Here is a 19,029-nt window from a genome sequence, read left to right as displayed (position 1 = left end):
TTAATCGAATTTTATGAGCTCTTTCAGCTCGGCATTTTTGCGGAATTCTCCCATGTAGGTGCCTGTGACGGTCTTAGCGTTTGCATTTCGTATGCCTCTTGCCGTCATGCAGCTGTGACTGCCGCGTATCATAACTCCCACATCGGGAGTGCCTGCGGCTTCGGAGATTATCTCCGCGATGTCCTTACCGAGACGCTCCTGCAATTGAAGCCGCTTTGCAGCCATATCGCAGATACGTGCTATCTTGCTGAGCCCGAGAACTTTTCCCCGTGGGATATATGCCACATTGACGCTCATATCGTACATGAGGGCGAGGTGGTGCTCGCAGTAGCTGAACACGGTGATGTCTTTCATGACTACGGCGCTGTCCATATCGGAGCCGTCGTCCGTGTCAAAGGTCTTGCCGAACATCTCCGCTATCTGATGATTGGTATAAGCAGTTCCTTCAAGGACTTCCTCCAGCATACGGGCAACACGGGCAGGAGTCTCTTTCAGTCCCTCGCGCTCAGGGTCTTCGCCGATAGCCTTGATAAGCCCGAGAACGTGATATTCTATTGCTTCTCTGTCCATTAAACGCCCCTCCTTGTGGGTTCCCAGATGAATTTGTGGAGCTGTAACTGCAAGCGGACGCCGTTCATTTTGTGCTCCTCCATGAAGTCAACTATGTCCGCAGGGTCTATCTCGCCGAAAACAGGACTGATGAAAACATGGCAGCGCTCCTTGAGCCTGTATTTGTCTATGAGCTTCGCCGCTTTTTCAAGGTCGGCAATGCTTCCCGACACGAATTTCACCGTATCGTGGCAGTTCAGCAGTCGGAAATTGTCCACGCACATGAACTCCTCCATACCGCTTGAGGGCAGCTTATAGTCCATAGTGAACACAGGGCGGTACTCGGAAGAAGCTAACCTTTCAAGGGAGATACTGCCGTTGGTCTCTATCTCCACGCGGCAGCCGTTCTTTATGAGGAGCTCAGCCAGTGCGCCGCACTCCTTTTGCAGCAGGGGCTCGCCTCCTGTGAGGGTAACATTGTGGACGCCTGTATCTGCCACCCATGCAGCAAGCTCTTCTATAGTTTCGTACTCCGCAGGGGCGTTTTCCGTATTAGCCCAACAGGTATCGCAGTAGGAGCAGCTGAGATTGCAGCCGCGGAAGCGTATGAACGCCGCAAGCTCGCCTGCGTGAGCGCCCTCGCCGTTTATACTGATGAATTTTTCAACAACAGGCAGCATTACTTTACCTCCTCATAAATAGCGCAGTTCTCGGGTGTTTCATATACGGTCACGGACTTCACGGGAAGTCCCTTTGCGGTGAGAACTTCATAGAAATCACGGGCGAAATTCTCGGCTGTGGGACGATAGTCCACCTCGATAAGGCGGAACCCCTCGTCACTGAGAGCGGCAAGGGTAGTCGTTTTCAGTGAGCCCTTTTCATATATGAGAGCGTGGTCGAAGCTGTCTGCAAGAGCACGTACTTCGTGTTTCAGGTCGCCGAAGTCTATTACCATGCCTCGCTTTTCGCCCTCGGCAATGAGAGCTTCCTCAGCCACGCAGACTTCTATCTTCCAGCGGTGACCGTGGATATTTGCGCATTTGCCCTTATAGCCCGAAAGGAAGTGGGCGCTGTCGAACTCCGCCGACGTTTTAAGTATATACATTATCACACCTCAATTTCAGTGATCAGTTGTTAGTGATTTGTAGGGGCGGATATTATCCGCCCGCTATAAAATATGCGGTGACGAGCCAGTTAAGCTCGAAATAAAATATGCGCCTGCCCAATATTGAGCAGACGCACCTGTCCTCCAATTATGTGCAGTTTAGCTGCACTTTGACACAGTATCCCTGTGTACACAGATGCCCTGGTTTTGTTTAACGACAGGATGGCGCAATCGAACTGTCGGGTATTAAAACCATTACACATTATATCATGAAAATTGCCGCTTGTCAAGCCGTTTTTATTGACAAACGGGGAGTTTTGCGTTATAATTTTACTATGATGTGATATGCTTATAAAAAACATTTCTCTTTGTAATCTTATTGTAAGGTTAATGCAGTATAATGTGATAAAACAAGTATAAAGGAGATGTTTTTATGAAAAAAGCAATAAAAGCATTTTTGAAAACACTGAAATGGTTCGGTATTATCCTTGTTTCGCTGATAATTATACTGCTGTTAGTACGGGCGATAGGCAGAATGATATACAATAAAACTCCCGAGGGCGGCATAAACGAGGAAATGTACATTGACGTCAATGGTCAGCAGCAGTGGATAAATATTTACGGCGAGGACAGGGATAATCCCGTTATGCTGTATCTTCACGGCGGTCCCGGAGGCGCTACCAGTGAAATGGACTGGAAAGTGCTGAGGAAGCTGGCAGGGGATTACACTGTGGTCAACTGGGATCAGCGAGGCTGCGGCAAGACTCAGATACACTCTCCGCAGGAGGGGCTGATAACTTCTGAGCTCATGCAAAGTGATATCGACGCAGTTGCAGACTTCATTCTTGAATATATGGGCAAGGATAAGCTGACTATACTTGGTCATTCGTGGGGAACTATGTACGGCGGAGATTTTGTTATCCGTAATCCCGAAAAGGTGGATTGTATAATCGACCTTTCACTTTCCGTGGATAAAGATGTTACTGCGATGATGAACAAGGGCGTTGAGGATTATATCTCGGGAGCAATAGATTATCAGACTGCAATAGATAAGTACGGCGAAATATCGTTTATGTACTACAACTTTACAGGTGAGAGCTCCTGCCTTGACAGCAGCGAGAAGTACAGAAAGTATTTCAGTGCTGTAAAACAGATTATGACGGACTGGACGGTAAACAGCGAAGATGACCGCGTTTTTGCCGAACAGTTTGATCCGGATAAAATGACAGAGCTGATATGCAGTTCCTCTGAGACTGATATTAAAAAAGCATCTCATATGTTTGGCGAAAGCGTTCTTCCTCTGACAGACAAGTATGTATACAGCGATGAGGAAGGACTGTTTGACGGCGATGTAAATCCACTTGCAGCAGCTTTTTTCAATCCGTATTATTCGATCACAGATCATATAAAGAATAATTTTGGAGAAGATGTTTATTATCAGCCTGTTGATCCTGCAAATGAAAAAAGCGGTGATGTGTGTGGTGTACTGCTTGATGAATTTGATCTGAGCGAAAAGACAGAGTATAAGGTTCCGGTTTATGTTTTGCAGGGCAGCAATGACGATTACTGCGGCGTAATCAAGTCATATTTTGACAGAATAAACGCTCCAGATAAAGAATTCCGGTATATTGACGGCGGACATATGTCAACTATGCTCCATTCCGAGGAGCTGGCACAGTTTGTGCATGAGATAAAAGAAAAAAACAGGTAGCTTTTGTAGGAGGCGATGCCTACATCGCCCCGTTAGTTTTTCAATAAATCGGGCTGATGTGGGCATCAGCCACTACACAGTGATCAAATAACCGATTTTTAATCGGACAGAAAGGAATAAAAACTATGAAGCTCCAACCAATTGTCGTATCACTGCTGGATACCGACCTGTACAAGTTCAACATGGATCAGGTCATCTTCCACAAGCACACCGATCTCTGCGGACAGTATTACTTCAAGTGCCGCAACAAGGATGTGGTTTTCACTGCCGAAATGGTGCAGGAGATAAACGACCAGATCGACCACCTCTGCTCTCTCACATTCAAGAAAGAAGAGCTGGACTACCTCCGCTCCATACGCTTCATCAAGGACGACTATGTTGAGTTTCTGAGGCTGTGGAGGCCTATCCGCGACTACGTTACCGCAGAGCTTGACGGAAACGGTCAGCTTCAGATAGTTGTTGACGGACCGCTGTTCTCGGCTATGCAGTTCGAGATATATCTGCTGGAGATAGTCAACGAGGTATACTTCCGTATGAAGTTCGACTATGAAAGGCTCCGCAAATCTGCCGAGGAGCGCCTTGACGCAAAGATAAAGGCACTTAACGACGGCACATATACATTCAAATTTGCCGAGTTCGGCTGCCGCAGACGCCTTTCCCGCGAGTGGGAGGACGTTGTGGTAAAGCGCCTGTGCACCGAGACTGACAAGTGCGTGGGTACTTCAAACGTTTACCTTGCAATGAAGTACAATGTAACTCCTATCGGCACATATGCCCATGAGTTCGTGCAGATGTATCAGGGCATAGACTCAATACCTCTTGCATACACTAACCACTATGCAATGAACGACTGGTACAACGAGTATCAGGGCGATAACGGTACAGCTCTTACGGATACGGTGACTACAGACCTGTTCCTGCTGGACTTCAACCGCTCAATGGTCAATAACTACACGGGAGTCCGCCACGACAGCGGTGATCCCTATGCGTGGGGAGAGAAGATAATCGCCCACTACAAGAAGTACGGCGTTGATCCCAAGACAAAGCTCCTGCTGTTCAGCGACAGCCTTGACTTTGACCGCGCACAGAAGCTCTATGAGTACTTCTGCGACAAGACCAAGGTTTCCTTTGGTATCGGAACATTCTGCTCCAATGATACAGAGGAGACAGCTCTCAATATCGTTATAAAGCTCCAGTATGTCAACGGACGTCCCGTTGCGAAGCTCTCCGACGACATCGGCAAGGCAATGTGCCGCGATGAGAGCTACCTTGAGTACTTAAAGCGCTCTGTGGAGTTCAGACTTGAAAGAGAATCCAAGAAGTAAGAAAGCACATAGCCCTTAGCCGTCAGCAAAGCCGCTAAGGGCTTAACACTATAATAAAGCGGAGGTATCATCATGAATCAGCATACAAGATTTAATCTTCCTATCTGCCTTGCAGTGGAGGAGGACGCCTTTTTTCATTCGGACGAGATAATTTCACGCTATATCCCAGAGATGATCGGTCAAAAGACCGTTATTGTCTCGGAGCAGTTCCTCATCGACATCTACAAGGAGAAGATAACCAACATCAGCCACGACTTCGGCGGTGCGGAGATAATCGCCATGGACCGCGCAAGCTTCGACGAAGCGGTAAAGATAGCCAAAAAGGTCTGTGTCGAGGACATAAAGGTCATAATCGGCATCGGCGGCGGACGAGTACTTGATACTGCAAAGTATGCCGCACACATCAGCAAGGCGGTGTATATCTGTATGCCGACTTCCCTCAGCAACGACTCACTTGCTTCGCCCTTTGCAGTCCTTGAGACCGAGGGTGTGGCGCGTAAGACCATTGAGTGCAAGATACCTACGGCTATCATCGTGGACACCAACATGATAACAAATGCTCCGCTGAACCAGACTCTTTCGGGTATAGGCGACACCATTGCAAAGCATACGGCGCTGTACGACTGGAAGCTTGCTGCGAGAAAGACGGGTACCCGTGTGGACGACTTTGCTTACGCACTCAGCAGAATGAGCTACGATTCGGTGTATCACTGCGACGAAAAGGACTTGAAGAGCCGCGTGTTTATCCGTATCCTGTCGAGAGCTCTCGTTATGGGCGGTCTTGCTATGGAGATAGCAGGCTCCTCACGCCCCTGCAGCGGCAGTGAGCACCTCTTTGCCCACGCTATCGAGGAGTACTACCCTGACATAAAGATATCCCACGGACTTGCAGTTGCAATGGGCTCCATACCTGCCTGCATCTTTCAGGGACAGACTCCCGACGGACTTATCAGCTTCTTCAAGACCTACGGAGTGGGTATCGACCCACGCTCCTACGGCATAACCGAGGATATGTTCGCTGATATGTGGGAGAAGGCAAGAACGGTACGCAAGGGCAGGATAACCGTTCTTGACGAGGTAAAGCACGACAGGGTGCAGCTTAATGAAATTTACAGCAGAATGGCGGAGGGCAAATGAAAAAGGGACTGATATTCGATATGGACGGCACTCTCTGGGACTCCTCGGAGAACGTTGCCGCATCGTGGACTGAAAAGATAAGGGAGCTGGGGCTTGAACGCCCCGACATAACAAAGAGTGACGTTATGGGAGTTATGGGACTTACCATGGACAGGATAGCGGACGCGCTTTTCGGCGACCTTTCAAAGGAGAAGCGCATGGAGCTTCTTGACCTGTGCTGTCAGCATGAGAACGACTATCTCCGCAAGCACGGGGGAGTTCTCTATCCCGACCTTGAAAAGACCTTTGTACGCCTTAAAAAGAAGTATCACCTCTACATCGTAAGCAACTGCCAGCAGGGCTATATAGAGGCTTTTCTGGAGCATTACGGCTTCGGTAAGCACTTTGACGACATTGAGTGCTACGGCAACAATCTAAAGGAAAAGGGCGACAACATCGCTCTCCTTGCCAAGCGCAACGGACTTGACAAGGCTTGGTATGTAGGGGATATACAGGGTGATTACGACGCCACCATGAAAGCGGGTCTGGACTTCATACACTCTGCCTACGGATTCGGTACTATAAAGCAGATTGTCCCCGAGCTTCAGCGCTTCAGCGACCTGCCGAATCTTATGAAAGAGCTGGATAAATGACTGTAGGGACGCGCATTGCGCGTCCGAACATTTTGATACGGATATTATAGGAAGGAACATTTCAATGAACAACAAAACAACATATATGCTGATAAAAGAACTCAGCAGCATCGAACAAAGAAAGCATCTTATGTCAGACGAAGAATTCGACGCTCTTTCAGACGCGGAGCAGGAAGAAGAGATTCGCAGAGCCACCGATACTCTTGGCAGTGACCGTGCCCTCATTCATCATGCTCGCGGTATGAGTGATCTTCCCAAAGAGAAAAGCTCTGACATAAATATTATGAAAATAACGGCTTTCTCAATGATAGCAGGCTTTGCGATAATATGTTCGGTGTTCTTTTTCTACGAATCCAATGAAGAACTTGCAGGTCTTATGGTCGCCATAGGTCTCATTCTTGCAGCAGGAGTCCCTGCGGTATGCTATATTGCCGACAAGCTGAAGATCGAAAAAACATACGGACAAACAAAGGAATATGCGGATACGAACCGCTCTGAGGGAACGCCCTCAAAGGCTGTAATGTGGACAGGCGGTATCGGCGTTGCACTTGCAGCGGCTTCACTTGTGGTCACAAGCGTGCTTCACGGGAACGTGCTGGGGATAACTTTCGGAGCTCTTTTCTTCACAGGCTTCACCCTGCTGTCAATAAGCTGTAAGCACAATAAGAAGCGTGATATGGCAATATTTCTTAATCTGCCTGCTCTGCTGGGAATGTTTATGCTCATCGCACACCTAACTTTTACATTGAAACCTGAGCTTGGCTCTGATATATTCACTAAGCTTACTGCTGTGTACGCCGCTGTTATCGTACTCATGCCGCTGATATACAATATCATCAAGCTGCTGCGGTGCAGGGTAAAGGTTGAGGCATGCTGCGTCGAGGTCAAAGTGACCTATTCAAAATATCATAGACACCCTACCTATGACCCATGCTGGGCGTACAGCTTCAATGACAGGGACTACTTACACTGGGGGCCTATGACAGGCAGAGAGATCGTGCTTGATGAAACAAGAATGATCAGGATAAATCCCAAGGATCCCCATGATGTACATTTGAAGCTGCTGCCGTACAGCTGCGCTGTCATGATGCTCATCAGCACCATTGCCGCAATGGCAGCATATAATGCGGCTGTCTGCTGACAGCGCAGCGCGGAGCCCGCGCCGCTAACGGCTCTGTCGGATAATATCCGCCCTTTTTATTTGCGTAGAAACCTGCGGGCGCCCAAAGGGCGCCCCTACACGGTTGCATTGATACATCGTATTTTTATAAAATGGCATATACGGGCGGATAATATCCGCCCCTACTACTTTCTGATCACTGATCACTAAAAACTAATCACTTAACCATATTGTTAAAATGCCACAAAAATGAGTAGAAATAATTCAAAACTGCATACGGAAACGCTTGACTTGAATTCTTAACAATGTTATAATTAATGTGAATTCAATAACCGCCGTAAGGCGGTTATTGCCCTGAACAAAGTTCAGGGAGCGCAAATTCTTTTTTACGAATAAGAATTTGCGCATTGCATTAATTTATGTCAAGCTCATTTTGTCCTAAAGGACAAAACAAGGTGCAAGGAAAAACTACAAACGACACATTTTTTCTTATTGAGCAGACATTAATTACTTTAGATAATTATGCGTACTTGAAGTACGGAATTGGAGGAATACTATGAAAGCAAAAAGACTGATCAGCGGTCTTACCTCTCTGGCGCTTTCGCTTTCAGCTTTTGCAGGACTGGGCACAGGCAGCGCAGTCAAGCCTGTTGAGGCGCAGGCTGCTCAGGCAAACTGGAAGTTCGACTTCGGCGGCAGCGGAGCGGCAGGCGGCTACACAGGCGTATCAGCCACCGACGGCTATGACGCAGGCAGAGGCTACGGCTTCGCACAGACATGGAACGTGGCAAATGTTTCCGCAGGAGGCAGCGGAGCAACAGCAGACGCAGTCCAGTTCAAGGACTACGGCACGGGCAACACCTTTAATGTTGACCTGCCAAAGGGACTTTACGAAGTCAAGGTCACTGTGGGAAATGCTCCCCGAACCACTATCAAGCTTGAGGGCATGGTCCAGATGATGAACCTTACGGGACTGGGGGCAACAGAGACAGTAAAGCTTCCCGTTACGGACGGTCAGCTGAACATTCAGGCAGTTGAGGGCATGAGCAAGCGAGAGCAGTCCATAGCCGCAGTTGAGATAACACAGGTGAACACCACAGGCGAAATGCCGCCTATGGTTTGGATATGCGGCGACTCTACCGTGGCAAATTACTACAACTCCGCAGATACCGCACAGCACGGCTGGGGACAGTTCTTCAACGGCAAGACCTTCGGCAGCAATTATGAGGTCCGCAACATGGCTACCAGCGGACAGTATGCCAAGGGCTTCGTGGACGCAGGACAGTTCGCTCCTATCGAGACCTACGGCAAGGCAGGGGACTATTACATAATCTCCATTGGTATCAATGATTCAAACTACTCCAACGAAACGGAGTACTACAATACAGTAACCGACATGACCAAACGCGCAAAGGCTAAGGGCATGGAGGTAATACTGGTCAAGCAGCAGGGCAGACGCGGCGACTTGCAGCGCAATCCAAAGCTCACAGGACGCTGGTACGGCGGCTCACTGGACAAGATAGGCAGCGAGCAGAACGTGCGGGTTGTAGACCTGTTCACCCTGTGGCAGAACTTCGGTTTCTCTGTGGGCTATGACGGTATGGCTTCCTACTACGCTATACAGGCAAACGGCTCCAATGACGACCTCCACCAGAGCAAGAAGGGCGCTCAGAAGATAGCCGAGATAATGGCGCAGGAGCTGTCCGCTCCTGCGAGAGAGCCTATCCACCCCGATGCAAATGTCAGCTACATGTTCAAGAACGTCAACAGCGGTCTTTACATGGAGGTGGCTGACGGCAGCACAGCGAGCGGTGCAAATGTCCAGCAGGGACAGGCAGGCGTTTCTGAGCTGAAAAACACATGGAAGTGCATACAGGCTACAGGCGATTACTTCTACATAAAGCCTGCGGAGTCCGAGCTCTGTCTCTATGTTGACAACGGCAGCAAGGACAACGGCGCTAATATAGTAGTTGCCGACAAGAACGGCTACAGCGACCAGTTCTTCAAATTCCAGGACAACGGCGACGGCACCGTTACTATCCTCACAAGAGCTTCCCGTGACGCTTCTGCGGTAGAGGTAGGAAGCGCAGCTAAGGATAACGGCGCCAATATCCAGCAGTGGGAGATAAACGGTCACGCCTGTCAGAAGTGGGAAATGATAGAGGTGGACGATATTGTTGCTACAACGACCACCACTTCAACTACAACTACCACAACAACTACTGTGATTACTACTCCCGAGGAAGTAAAGACCACAACAACTCTTCCGAGTGTGACTGTGAAGTACGGCGACGCCAACTGCGACGGTGCTGTTGATATGTCGGATATCGTTCTTATCATGCAGGCTCTTGCAAACCCCAACAAGTACGATGTAAACGGCTCTGACAGCCACGCTATCACCGCAGAGGGACGTCTCAATGCAGACGTTACAGGCGGCGGCGACGGCATGACAGTTCAGGACGCTATGTTCATACAGAGATGTCTGCTTGGACTTGATAAGCTTCCCGAGGCTGTTGCTATCGTACCCGAGCAGCCAACAACTACAACGACCACTACTACCACAACAACAGCGGAGACTACCACAACTACTACAGCTCCTGCTGTGCTCAAATACTATGCCGCCGACCAGACATGGAACGACGGTATAATCGAGACTACCAACTCAGGCTATACCTACGACAAGGGCTATGTTAATCTGGGCAACAACACCGACAGCAACATCACCTTTACGGTGGACGTTCCTGCCGAGGGCAACTACATGACCCATATCCGCTTCGCAAACGGTTCAACTAATGACCGTAAGATGAAGATTTTCGTGAACAACAATAATGATTTCTGCTGGATGCAGTCCTTCCCGGGCTCGGGCTCATGGACTGAATGGAAGGAGTTCGGCATAGTTCTTCCTCTCAAGGCAGGCAGAAACACTATCCTTATGCAGTCTGCAATGTCTGAGGGAGCTCCCAATCTTGACTACATCGAGCTCAGCGCTACCGACGAGCCATATGCTGAGGTTTACGACCCGTCACAGGAGCAGCAGAACACAGGCAGCGGTCAGCGTACTCTCTATATCGCAGGCGATTCCACAGTACAGAGCTACCGCGAGTCCTACGCTCCGCAGCAGGGCTGGGGCTACTATATGCAGAGCTACTTCAACAGCGATATCACTGTTGCAAATCACTCCATAGCAGGAAGAAGCTCCAAGAAGTTCTACGACGAGGGCAGATGGCAGACAATTGCGGACAGCCTTAAAGAGGGCGACTTCGTAATGATACAGTTCGCTATCAACGACGCAGGTCAGTCCAATGCGGACAGATACGCACCTACCTGCGGCAACGTTGACAATCCCTCATCGGGCTCATACGAGTGGTACATGACCCAGTTCATCAAGTCCGCAAAGGACAAGGGAGCAACTCCCATACTGGTAACAACTACTATCGGCATGAAGGCTTACTCCAACGGCAGGTTCGTGAACAGCTATACAAATTACAACGAGGCTTGCTACAACCTTGCCAAGAAGTACAGTATCCCATGCATCGATCTCAATACCCTTATGGTGAACCACTATAACTCAGTAGGCTACGACACAGCCAAGAGCTATCACCTTATGGGAGCTGTTGCAGGCTCCACCGACGGTACACACTTCTGTGAAAAGGGTGCCAATATCGTTGCGGGACTTGTTGCAGGCGAGATAAGAAAGCAGAACATAAGCGGACTGGCTCAATACCTCAAATAAGAGCTTAGAACTAAGAACTAAGTATACGGGCGGATATTATCCGCCCGTGCCTTGCACATGAACTATAAATGACACACTGTAGGGGCGGCGTCCCGCCGCCCGTGGTAATTATATAGTGACCTGCGGCGCCCACAGGGCGCCCCTACATTATTCACGTATTTTTATTTTAACACTGATAGGAATGAAAGATATGCAGAACGATAAAAAAGACCTTAACGCAATACTGGCTTCACTTGACCCGAAGCTCCGCGAGAAGATAGAGCTCCCCGTGCAGAAAAATGAGGAAAAGCCTGCGGAGCAGGCGGCGGAGACTGCTGATACTATGGCAGAGGAGATTGCCGAGGCTGTCAGCGAGACAGCTCCCGATGAGATACCCGAGCACATTTCAGAAGCTCCCACAGGTAAACTTGACGAAGCACCGGCGGCTCTTGACCCAAAGCTCAGGGGCGCTATTGACTCCGACGGTGAGAAAGCTCCCGTAAAGGACAAGCTGACGGAAGCAGAGGAAAAGGCAGCGGCGATACTGGAATTTGAGGGCTCTCATAAAGCGGGCGTTGAACAGAAGAGCAGCGCAGCATATTTAGCGGTGGAGCTGCTCGTACTGGAGATAATCGCATTTCTCCTGTTCTTTGCTACATTCAGGTCAGAGGAGTGGGGCGGCGTTGGACTTATCGCAATGCTCATGCCTGCTATCGTGGGTATATTAATGAGAATGTTCAGAGACCAGCTCTCCCTGAAAGAAGCAGTGTCGAAGTGTAAGTTCCATATCTTTCTGTCACTTTTCTTCCTGATCTGTGTTATGCTAACGGCATAAGCACGAACCTTACTGATGTAAGTGAATAGTGATTATTGTAGGGGCGGCGTAAATGCCGCCCTCACTGCAATTGAATGACATAAAAATCATTATTGTTCAAAATAGTTGTTATATTGAACAAAAATAAGAGAATATTTTTTATTTTAAGAGCTTTTAGCCCCCTTGACTTTTTCTGATAATTCTGATAAAATATAAGTGAAGATTACAGAGCTTCTGATAAATCTCGGAATATAAAAATCCAGAATAATAAAATAATGAAAGAATAAATCTTTATAATAGCCGTGAAGGAAACTTGTTTCCGCCTTTTGAAAAGAAAGGAGGTTTTTATGAAGGCTTATTTTTTAGGCATCATTGCTGTTTCAGGGCTTGCGTATATTGTGAGTCCCTTGTGTCTTGGTGTAAGCTGGGCAATTACTATTGCAATAATGCTAATATGGAAAAAGAAAGCATAAAACCTCAAAAAGGCTTCACATAAATGTGAAGCCTTTAATTATGCATTATGAATTACTCAATTGTTACCTTCTTCATTACCTGTGGAGTTGTAGGCTTGTCGTTGTAGTCTGTAGCGCACTGTGCTATCTCGTCAACAACGTCCATACCCTCTACTACCTTGCCGAATGCAGCATAGTTGCCGTCAAGGTGAGGAGCGTCCTCATGCATGATGAAGAACTGTGAGCCTGCTGAGTCGGGCATCATGGAACGAGCCATTGAGAGAACTCCTCTTGTGTGCTTGAGGTCGTTCTTTACGCCGTTTGCAGCGAATTCGCCCTTGATGTGCCAGCCGGGACCGCCTGTGCCTGTACCGTTTGGACAGCCGCCCTGTATCATGAAGCCGGGGATAACTCTGTGGAATGTGAGACCGTCATAGAAGCCCTGCTTAACAAGCTTCTCAAAGTTCTCGCATGAGATAGGAGCAATATCGGGATAGAGCTCTATCTTTATCTTCTTGCCGTTTTCCATTTCGATGATTACCATAATAATTTCTCCTTTTGTAGATCTGATATATGTTAGCTTACTCGGTTTTTTATGCCGAGAAAGTTCATCAGTATATTTCTATGGTTATATGCTCGTCTACAGTGCCGTACTCAACAGTTGGAGGGACATACTCTTCGACGCTGTGCTCCTGATTGTATGCATCAAGTATAGACAGCGTAGTTGTGGGGATAAGAGCCTCTTCCGGAGTAGTTACGGGTATTGTCTCAACAACGTCTCCGAAAATATTAGTGACGGTCACGTATTCACGCTCGGTAACAGCTTCATCAGTATCGTCCTCGACGAGATGCGGAAGATCGCCATCGTCGTTTTCATACGGAGGATCTGTAATGAGGTGGTAGCTCGGAGCTTCGGTAGTATTGCGGCTGCGCCGTGCAGCATTTTTCTCTGCTGCGTCCTTGGCACAGGACTTACCTGCCATGGCTATGAGAACAGCTGCCATAAGTGCCAGTATGGCAGAAATGATTTTCGTTACGTTCATGATATATCCTTTCACAGCAAAAAAGCCGATTGCGATTTTTTTATTATACCATATAAGCGAAGCGAATATGGTATAATCGCCCGATTGCAGGGAGCAAATCTTTGATTTGCGTATCCGCAAGGGCATTAAGATCAATTATAATGAATGCTTTTGCATTCATTATACCATATAAGCGAAGCGAATATGGTATAATCGCCCGATTGCAGGGAGCAAATCTTTGATTTGCGCATCTGCAAGGGTATTAAGATCAATTATAATGAATGCTTTTGCATTCATTATACCGTAATTTCATCACAATGTCAAGGGTTGTACACATGGGAGTCCATGCACTTACTGCTCATTATTCCAGCAAGCCGCGTATGCCCTTTTCCTTGAACTGCTCCTTGTAGTAGACCAGCTCGTCCTGTATGATATCGTCTATGACTCGCATACCCAGAAGCTCCACGGGAGCCTTATCGTCGGTGAGTATCTTTCCGCCCGAAACATAGGGGACGAGCTCCGCCTGAACGGTGTTCATCATGGCTTTCAGGGCTTGGTTGTCAAGCTTCTCCGTGTTGTCTCTCAGTAGAGTGAGCATATGGGCGTTGTTTGAAGCGAAGAGCTCGCGGTTGGTGGAGCTTTTAACGTCCACGGTGCAGACCTGACCGAATACTGCGGAGATAGTGTCCGCCAGACGGTTATTGATGCCGTCTGCGCTGTCGGAGCGCATATTCATATTGACCACCATTACGCCGTTTTCGTTGAGGTGGTCACGGACGAGAGCGAAGAACTCCACTGAGGACATCTGAAAGGGGATAGTGATGTCCTGATAAGCGTCCACCATGATAACGTCGTACTTTTTGTCACAGGCGGCAAGAAAGGCTCTGCCGTCGTAGGTGGTGACCTTTATATCCTCGGGGAGCTCGAAGTACTCCCTTGCAAGGTCGGTTATCCTGTCGTCTATCTCAACTCCCTCGGCAGTAACATCGCTGAAATAGGTAGTGCACTGCTTGGCGTAGGTTCCTGTACCCATGCCAAGGACAAGAATATCCGCAGAATCTGGCTTTTCGGTCATAAGGGGAGCTGCCATGGCGTAGTCATAGTACATACCCGAGAGCTCTCCCGACTTTACGTAGACGGACTGGACTCCGAAGAGGACGTTGGTGGAGAGATACACATTGCTGTCGTCCTCGCTGACTTGTAAGTAGTTGTATACGGACTCGCCCTCATAGGTGAGACCCTTCTCCCAGAATGCAAAGCCCATAGAGGGTGAAGCAAAGCAGCATACGATGAACAGAACAGAAGCCGCAGCAGTCTTTACTGCGCCTGTTTTGCTGCTTATGAAATAGATGATACCGATAAGGAGCATTATGCCTGCGAAGATAAGGAATGTCACGGCAGTTCCCACAGCGGGGATAGAGATGAATGTGGGGACGAATGTGCCGATAATTGAGCCGATAGTGTTGAAAGCTCCAAGAGTACCCACGGTGCTGCCGCTGTCGTCAAGGGAGTCCACGGTGTACTTCACAAGTGAGGGAGTGACTGTTCCGAGGAGGAAAAGGGGATATACGAACACAGCCATGCAGGTGATAAAGGCTGCCCATATGAGGAAGTTGGTATTGACGGTGATGACAAGAAGTCCGGCAATGCCTGCAATGGCAAGCTTGCCGATGAAAGGCACAGCCGCTATCCACACAGAGGCTATGAGTATGCGTCCGTAGAGCTTGTCGGGGTCAGGGTCCTTGTCGGCAGACCTGCCGCCGTAGATGTTGCCCAGCGCCATTGCTATCATGATAGTACCGATGATGATAGTCCAGACTATCTGCGAGGAGCTGAAATAGGGGGCGAGAAGCCTGCTTGCGCCAAGCTCCACAGCCATGACGGACATTCCTGCGAAGAACTCGGTCATGTAGAGATACCATTTGTTTTTCAGTATCTTCGGCAGGGGCTTTTTCTGCGTGGACTGTACTGTGGTTTTCTTCTTCATATAATATCTCCCTTTATTTAATTCATAATTCACAATGCATAATTCATAATTGCAGGGGCGGCGAAACGCCGCCCGAGCCGTTAGGCATTAGCCTTTAGCTCTGTAGGGGCTGCCTTTGGCAGCCCGTCTTAATTCCATTGAAACCTGCGGACGCCCAAAGGGCACCCCTACATAGTTATATATTATACCATAAGTGCGGTTGAATGTAAAGTAATAATCGCGATGTAGCAGGAATAGAATGTAGAGTAAACAAAATTGCTGCCGCTCAATGCCACCGTAATAACGGAGGGCACAGGCAATGCGCAGGAGTTGATGATATGAATAACAGAGACCTTGATACAGAAAAATACAAGCAGGAGCTCATGAAGCTCTACAGCAGAAGCGTTCCTCATGAGGAGCCGAAGAAATATGCTCCCGAGCCGCAGGAGACAGAGGACGCAAAGGAGAATGCTCCCGACGATACGGTGTATGCGGAGCACATGGACGAGGACTCAAACGGCTCTCCCGAGGACTACAACAGCCGCTATCCCGAGCCCGACCTGTCGGAGCTGGATACGGACTTCGGCACGGCAAGTACTGAGGACAATGAGCCTCCCGAGTACTTCTCAGAGGAGCTTCTCGGCACTGAAAAGGGCTATATACTGGTGAATGTCCGTACAGGCGACGACTCCTCGGCAGTTGCGGGAGCTGTAGTCGCGGTCACAGCCGTAGTTGACGGCAGACGGCTTATCCTTGCCTCGGGAGTTACCGACGAGAGCGGAGTCTCTCCAAAGTTTGAGCTTCCCGTCCCCGACCTTGTACACTCTCAGGCTCCCGACCCCGATGAGCGCCCCTACAACCTCTTTGACGTAAGTGTTTCCGCAGAGGGATTCTTCCGCGCAAGGAGCGTAGATGTGCCTGTATTCTCGGGGATAACCTCAGTCCAGAACTTCAACCTGATACCCGTGCCCCTTATGATGAACAGCTCCGACGAGACTGTGACATATTACAACGCAGAGCCGAGCTTCGGCGGCAGAAAGGAGTGACCCATGCTTACAGGCACGCCCTTTATCCCCGAGACTATCACGGTGCATCTGGGCTTTCCCGATTCCAATGCTCCCGATGTGACGGTGGACTTTGCTTCCTACGTGAAGAATGTGGCTTCCAGCGAGATATACCCCACATGGAACGTCAGCGCACTCCGCGCCAATATCTACGCCATAGTTTCCTTTGCACTGAACCGCATCTATACGGAGTGGTACCGCTCCCGGGGGTATGACTTCGACATCACCGCAACCACTCAGTTCGACCAGAAGTTCATCAACGGCAGAGAGTACTTCGAGAACATCAGCTACCTTGTTGATGACCTGTTCAACGACTACATAAGGCGGCAGGGCAGGGTGGAGCCCCTGTTCACGGCGTTCTGCAACGGAACGACTACTACCTGCGACGGGCTGTCACAGTGGGGCTCACAATATCTTGCGGAGCGTGGCTACAATTCCCTTGAGATACTGAAATACTACTACGGGGACGACATAGAGATAGTGCAGAATGCTCCCGTGCAGTCGGCAATGCCATCATACGGCGGTCTGGAGCTGAAAAACGGCTCATTCGGCAACGATGTGAAGTACGTGCAGGTGTGGCTGAACCGTATCTCGCGGAATTTTCCTGCCATACCCAAGATACCTGCCGCAGACGGAGTGTTCGACACGGCAACGGAAGCGGCAGTGAGGAAGTTCCAGCAGGTCTTCGGACTTGAACCCACGGGAACGGTGGACGCGGCTACATGGTACAAGATAACCTACATATTTACCAGCGTGAAGCGCCTTGCGGAGCTTGACTCCGAGGGAGTGCGCTTCGAGGAGATATCCCCTCAGTTCAAGGAGAATCTCAGTATCGGCATGCAGTCCATAGAGGTGAGCATGCTGCAATACTACCTTGCTGTTGTGGGAGCATACTACGAAGCGGTCATACCCGTGGAGATAACAGGCTATTTCGGCGAGCAGACAGAGCGCTCCGTGAAGTCCTTCCAGCGTGTGTTCGGACTTCCCCAGACGGGAGTAGTTGACCGTGCCACACGCAACGACCTCTACCGCGCATATCAGGGCATAGTGGAGAGCGTGCCGCCCCAGTATACCTACGTGGCACTCTATCCCAACACGGTGCTACGCGAGGGAGCCAGCGGCGACTCCGTAAAGACCATACAGCAGTACCTTACCTACATCAACAGGAGCTATCCCAATATCCCTGCAGTGAGCGATACGGGCTATTTCGGACCGCTCACCAAGCAGTCGGTGACGGCGTTCCAGCGGCAGTTCGGCATTGACCCCACGGGCATAGTGGGAGCTGTCACATGGGACAGGATAGCGGGAGTATATTCCGACCTGCGGTACGGCTTCGACAAGCGCCCCTACCAGAACCCCGGCTACACTATCAAGTAGTTGAGAGTTAAGAGTGAAGAGTTGAGAGTGTAGGGGCTGCCTTTGGCAGTCCGAGCCGTTAGCTTGTAGGGGCGGATATTAAGCAGTGCCCCAAATCTTTGATTTGGCTGGCAATGCTATATGCAAAGCTATCCGCCCGTGAATTGAGAATTGAGAATGTAGGGGCGGCGTCCCGCCGCCCGTGTATGCAAGACAAAAAAATCTCCCCTCACGGGGAGGGAAGATAAAATGATTATTTAACTTGGTAAAATGACGTTGCTTTATGCATCATATTCTCTATTTCTCGCTGAATATAGAAATTATCTGATTTGACTTCAGGGTCATTGACATTTGCACCATTTACGTCTATTTCATGCTCACCTCCTACAATACGTATCCAATGCCCAGAACCATCTGATTCAAAATAGCCCCATAAACGATATTTGCCCTCGGTAACTTTTTCCAAGGTGATTTTCTGGACAGTTATTTTACGACCTTTACCATAAAACTTTCCGTCATAAATTGCACTACAGCTAGGTTCAACTCTAGTCTTCTGTCCTCTTTGTATTGTGAAGGTACAGCTGTCATCGTCAAGATGTCCGCCTTTAGTATATATCCAGCCCTTTTTCTGATAGAGGTTTGCATAATTATTGTCTACAGCCCAATTTCCGTTTCTTGTTTTAGGAGCTATGCTTATAAAGTTGTTTGAAGTGTCATAGCCGATAAAAACATCGCCCTTTTTAAAAGTATTGATAACATTATCGGCTTTAAGAGTAGGAGTGCTTCTTATTTTTCCTGCTTTTACTGCTTTGTAGAGCTTATAATCAACGCATCTTTCTTTTTTCGCTGCATCAGCTTCCATTACATTAACGATAGAATTGTCCGAATTTGGCTTGTTGAGCGATGACGGAACAGTTACCATAGCTGAGAGTGAAACAGCTGCGAGAGCGGTACAGAGTACCTTTTTGAGTGTGTTCTTCATTTGTATCATTCCTTTTTATAAAATTTAAGGTCAATGTTTTGACCCTCTACATAAAATTATACGACGATAATAGTTCACGGTC

General features: G+C 48.8%; 17 protein-coding genes. 10 read left to right on the top strand and 7 right to left on the bottom strand.

The features are described 5' to 3' along the window. The 3 genes from folE to queD are packed head-to-tail and all read right to left on the bottom strand — an operon-like array spanning position 1 to position 1,654. Positions 1–570, bottom strand: a complete 570-nt coding sequence (gene folE, locus N774_RS0106070; protein WP_024860385.1) for a GTP cyclohydrolase I — start codon at positions 568–570, stop codon at positions 1–3. Further along, positions 570–1,229, bottom strand: coding sequence for a putative 7-carboxy-7-deazaguanine synthase QueE (gene queE, locus N774_RS0106065; RefSeq protein ID WP_155250364.1), 660 nt, complete (start codon positions 1,227–1,229; stop codon positions 570–572). Before queE ends, folE begins: the two co-directional genes overlap by 1 nt. Next, positions 1,229–1,654 (bottom strand): 6-carboxytetrahydropterin synthase QueD, encoded by a 426-nt coding sequence (queD, locus tag N774_RS0106060; protein ID WP_024860383.1) that lies wholly within the window; start codon positions 1,652–1,654, stop codon positions 1,229–1,231. Before queD ends, queE begins: the two co-directional genes overlap by 1 nt. A gap of 433 nt (positions 1,655–2,087) precedes the next feature. On the opposite strand from queD, the gene N774_RS18080 reads away from it, so the two are divergent. The 8 genes from N774_RS18080 (at position 2,088) to N774_RS19940 (ending at position 12,578) form a co-directional block, all read left to right on the top strand. Beyond that, positions 2,088–3,365 (top strand): alpha/beta fold hydrolase, encoded by a 1,278-nt coding sequence (locus N774_RS18080; RefSeq protein ID WP_024860382.1) that lies wholly within the window; start codon positions 2,088–2,090, stop codon positions 3,363–3,365. A 125-nt stretch (positions 3,366–3,490) separates the two neighbouring features. Continuing rightward, entirely contained in the window at positions 3,491–4,690 is a 1,200-nt protein-coding gene (gene pncB / locus N774_RS0106050; RefSeq protein ID WP_024860381.1) for a nicotinate phosphoribosyltransferase, read from the top strand. 72 nt (positions 4,691–4,762) lie between these two features. After that, positions 4,763–5,827 (top strand): iron-containing alcohol dehydrogenase family protein, encoded by a 1,065-nt coding sequence (locus N774_RS0106045; RefSeq protein WP_024860380.1) that lies wholly within the window; start codon positions 4,763–4,765, stop codon positions 5,825–5,827. Further along, a complete protein-coding gene (locus N774_RS0106040) occupies positions 5,824–6,459 on the top strand; it encodes an HAD family hydrolase (protein WP_024860379.1) in 636 nt (211 codons plus the stop codon). The genes N774_RS0106045 and N774_RS0106040 overlap by 4 nt, the downstream gene beginning before the upstream one ends. Positions 6,460–6,523: 64 nt before the next feature. Further along, the gene (locus tag N774_RS0106035; RefSeq protein WP_024860378.1) at positions 6,524–7,600 is read left to right on the top strand and encodes a hypothetical protein; all 1,077 of its coding nucleotides are present in this window, start codon (positions 6,524–6,526) and stop codon (positions 7,598–7,600) included. Between the two features lie 535 nt (positions 7,601–8,135). Then, complete coding sequence (locus N774_RS0106030) at positions 8,136–11,312, top strand: GDSL-type esterase/lipase family protein (protein WP_024860377.1); 3,177 nt, start codon at positions 8,136–8,138, stop codon at positions 11,310–11,312. A 190-nt stretch (positions 11,313–11,502) separates the two neighbouring features. After that, positions 11,503–12,126, top strand: coding sequence for a hypothetical protein (locus N774_RS0106025; RefSeq protein WP_024860376.1), 624 nt, complete (start codon positions 11,503–11,505; stop codon positions 12,124–12,126). 326 nt (positions 12,127–12,452) lie between these two features. Continuing rightward, the gene (locus tag N774_RS19940) at positions 12,453–12,578 is read left to right on the top strand and encodes a hypothetical protein (protein WP_278245152.1); all 126 of its coding nucleotides are present in this window, start codon (positions 12,453–12,455) and stop codon (positions 12,576–12,578) included. Positions 12,579–12,630: 52 nt separating this feature from the next. Here N774_RS19940 and N774_RS0106015 read toward each other — a convergent pair whose 3' ends face one another. The 3 genes from N774_RS0106015 to N774_RS0106005 form a co-directional block, all read right to left on the bottom strand. Further along, positions 12,631–13,101, bottom strand: a complete 471-nt coding sequence (locus N774_RS0106015) for a peptidylprolyl isomerase (RefSeq protein ID WP_024860375.1) — start codon at positions 13,099–13,101, stop codon at positions 12,631–12,633. A 67-nt stretch (positions 13,102–13,168) separates the two neighbouring features. Further along, positions 13,169–13,600: a hypothetical protein gene (locus N774_RS0106010; protein WP_024860374.1), complete on the bottom strand. Its 432-nt coding sequence runs from the start codon at positions 13,598–13,600 to the stop codon at positions 13,169–13,171. Positions 13,601–13,940: 340 nt separating this feature from the next. Then, positions 13,941–15,566: a spermidine synthase gene (locus N774_RS0106005; RefSeq protein WP_051463381.1), complete on the bottom strand. Its 1,626-nt coding sequence runs from the start codon at positions 15,564–15,566 to the stop codon at positions 13,941–13,943. Between the two features lie 317 nt (positions 15,567–15,883). On the opposite strand from N774_RS0106005, the gene N774_RS0106000 reads away from it, so the two are divergent. Together N774_RS0106000 and N774_RS0105995 are read left to right on the top strand one after the other, a co-directional pair. Then, a complete protein-coding gene (locus N774_RS0106000; protein WP_024860372.1) occupies positions 15,884–16,591 on the top strand; it encodes a hypothetical protein in 708 nt (235 codons plus the stop codon). Positions 16,592–16,594: 3 nt separating this feature from the next. Continuing rightward, the gene (locus N774_RS0105995; RefSeq protein ID WP_024860371.1) at positions 16,595–17,986 is read left to right on the top strand and encodes a peptidoglycan-binding domain-containing protein; all 1,392 of its coding nucleotides are present in this window, start codon (positions 16,595–16,597) and stop codon (positions 17,984–17,986) included. A gap of 232 nt (positions 17,987–18,218) precedes the next feature. On the opposite strand, the gene N774_RS0105990 is transcribed toward N774_RS0105995, so the two are convergent. Continuing rightward, complete coding sequence (locus tag N774_RS0105990; RefSeq protein ID WP_024860370.1) at positions 18,219–18,947, bottom strand: hypothetical protein; 729 nt, start codon at positions 18,945–18,947, stop codon at positions 18,219–18,221. Positions 18,948–19,029: the final 82 nt, after the last annotated feature.

Origin of the sequence: Ruminococcus flavefaciens AE3010 (assembly GCF_000526795.1) — a bacterium.
GTDB lineage: Bacteria > Bacillota > Clostridia > Oscillospirales > Ruminococcaceae > Ruminococcus > Ruminococcus flavefaciens_D.
This window is presented reverse-complemented; position numbering and strand designations above follow the sequence as displayed.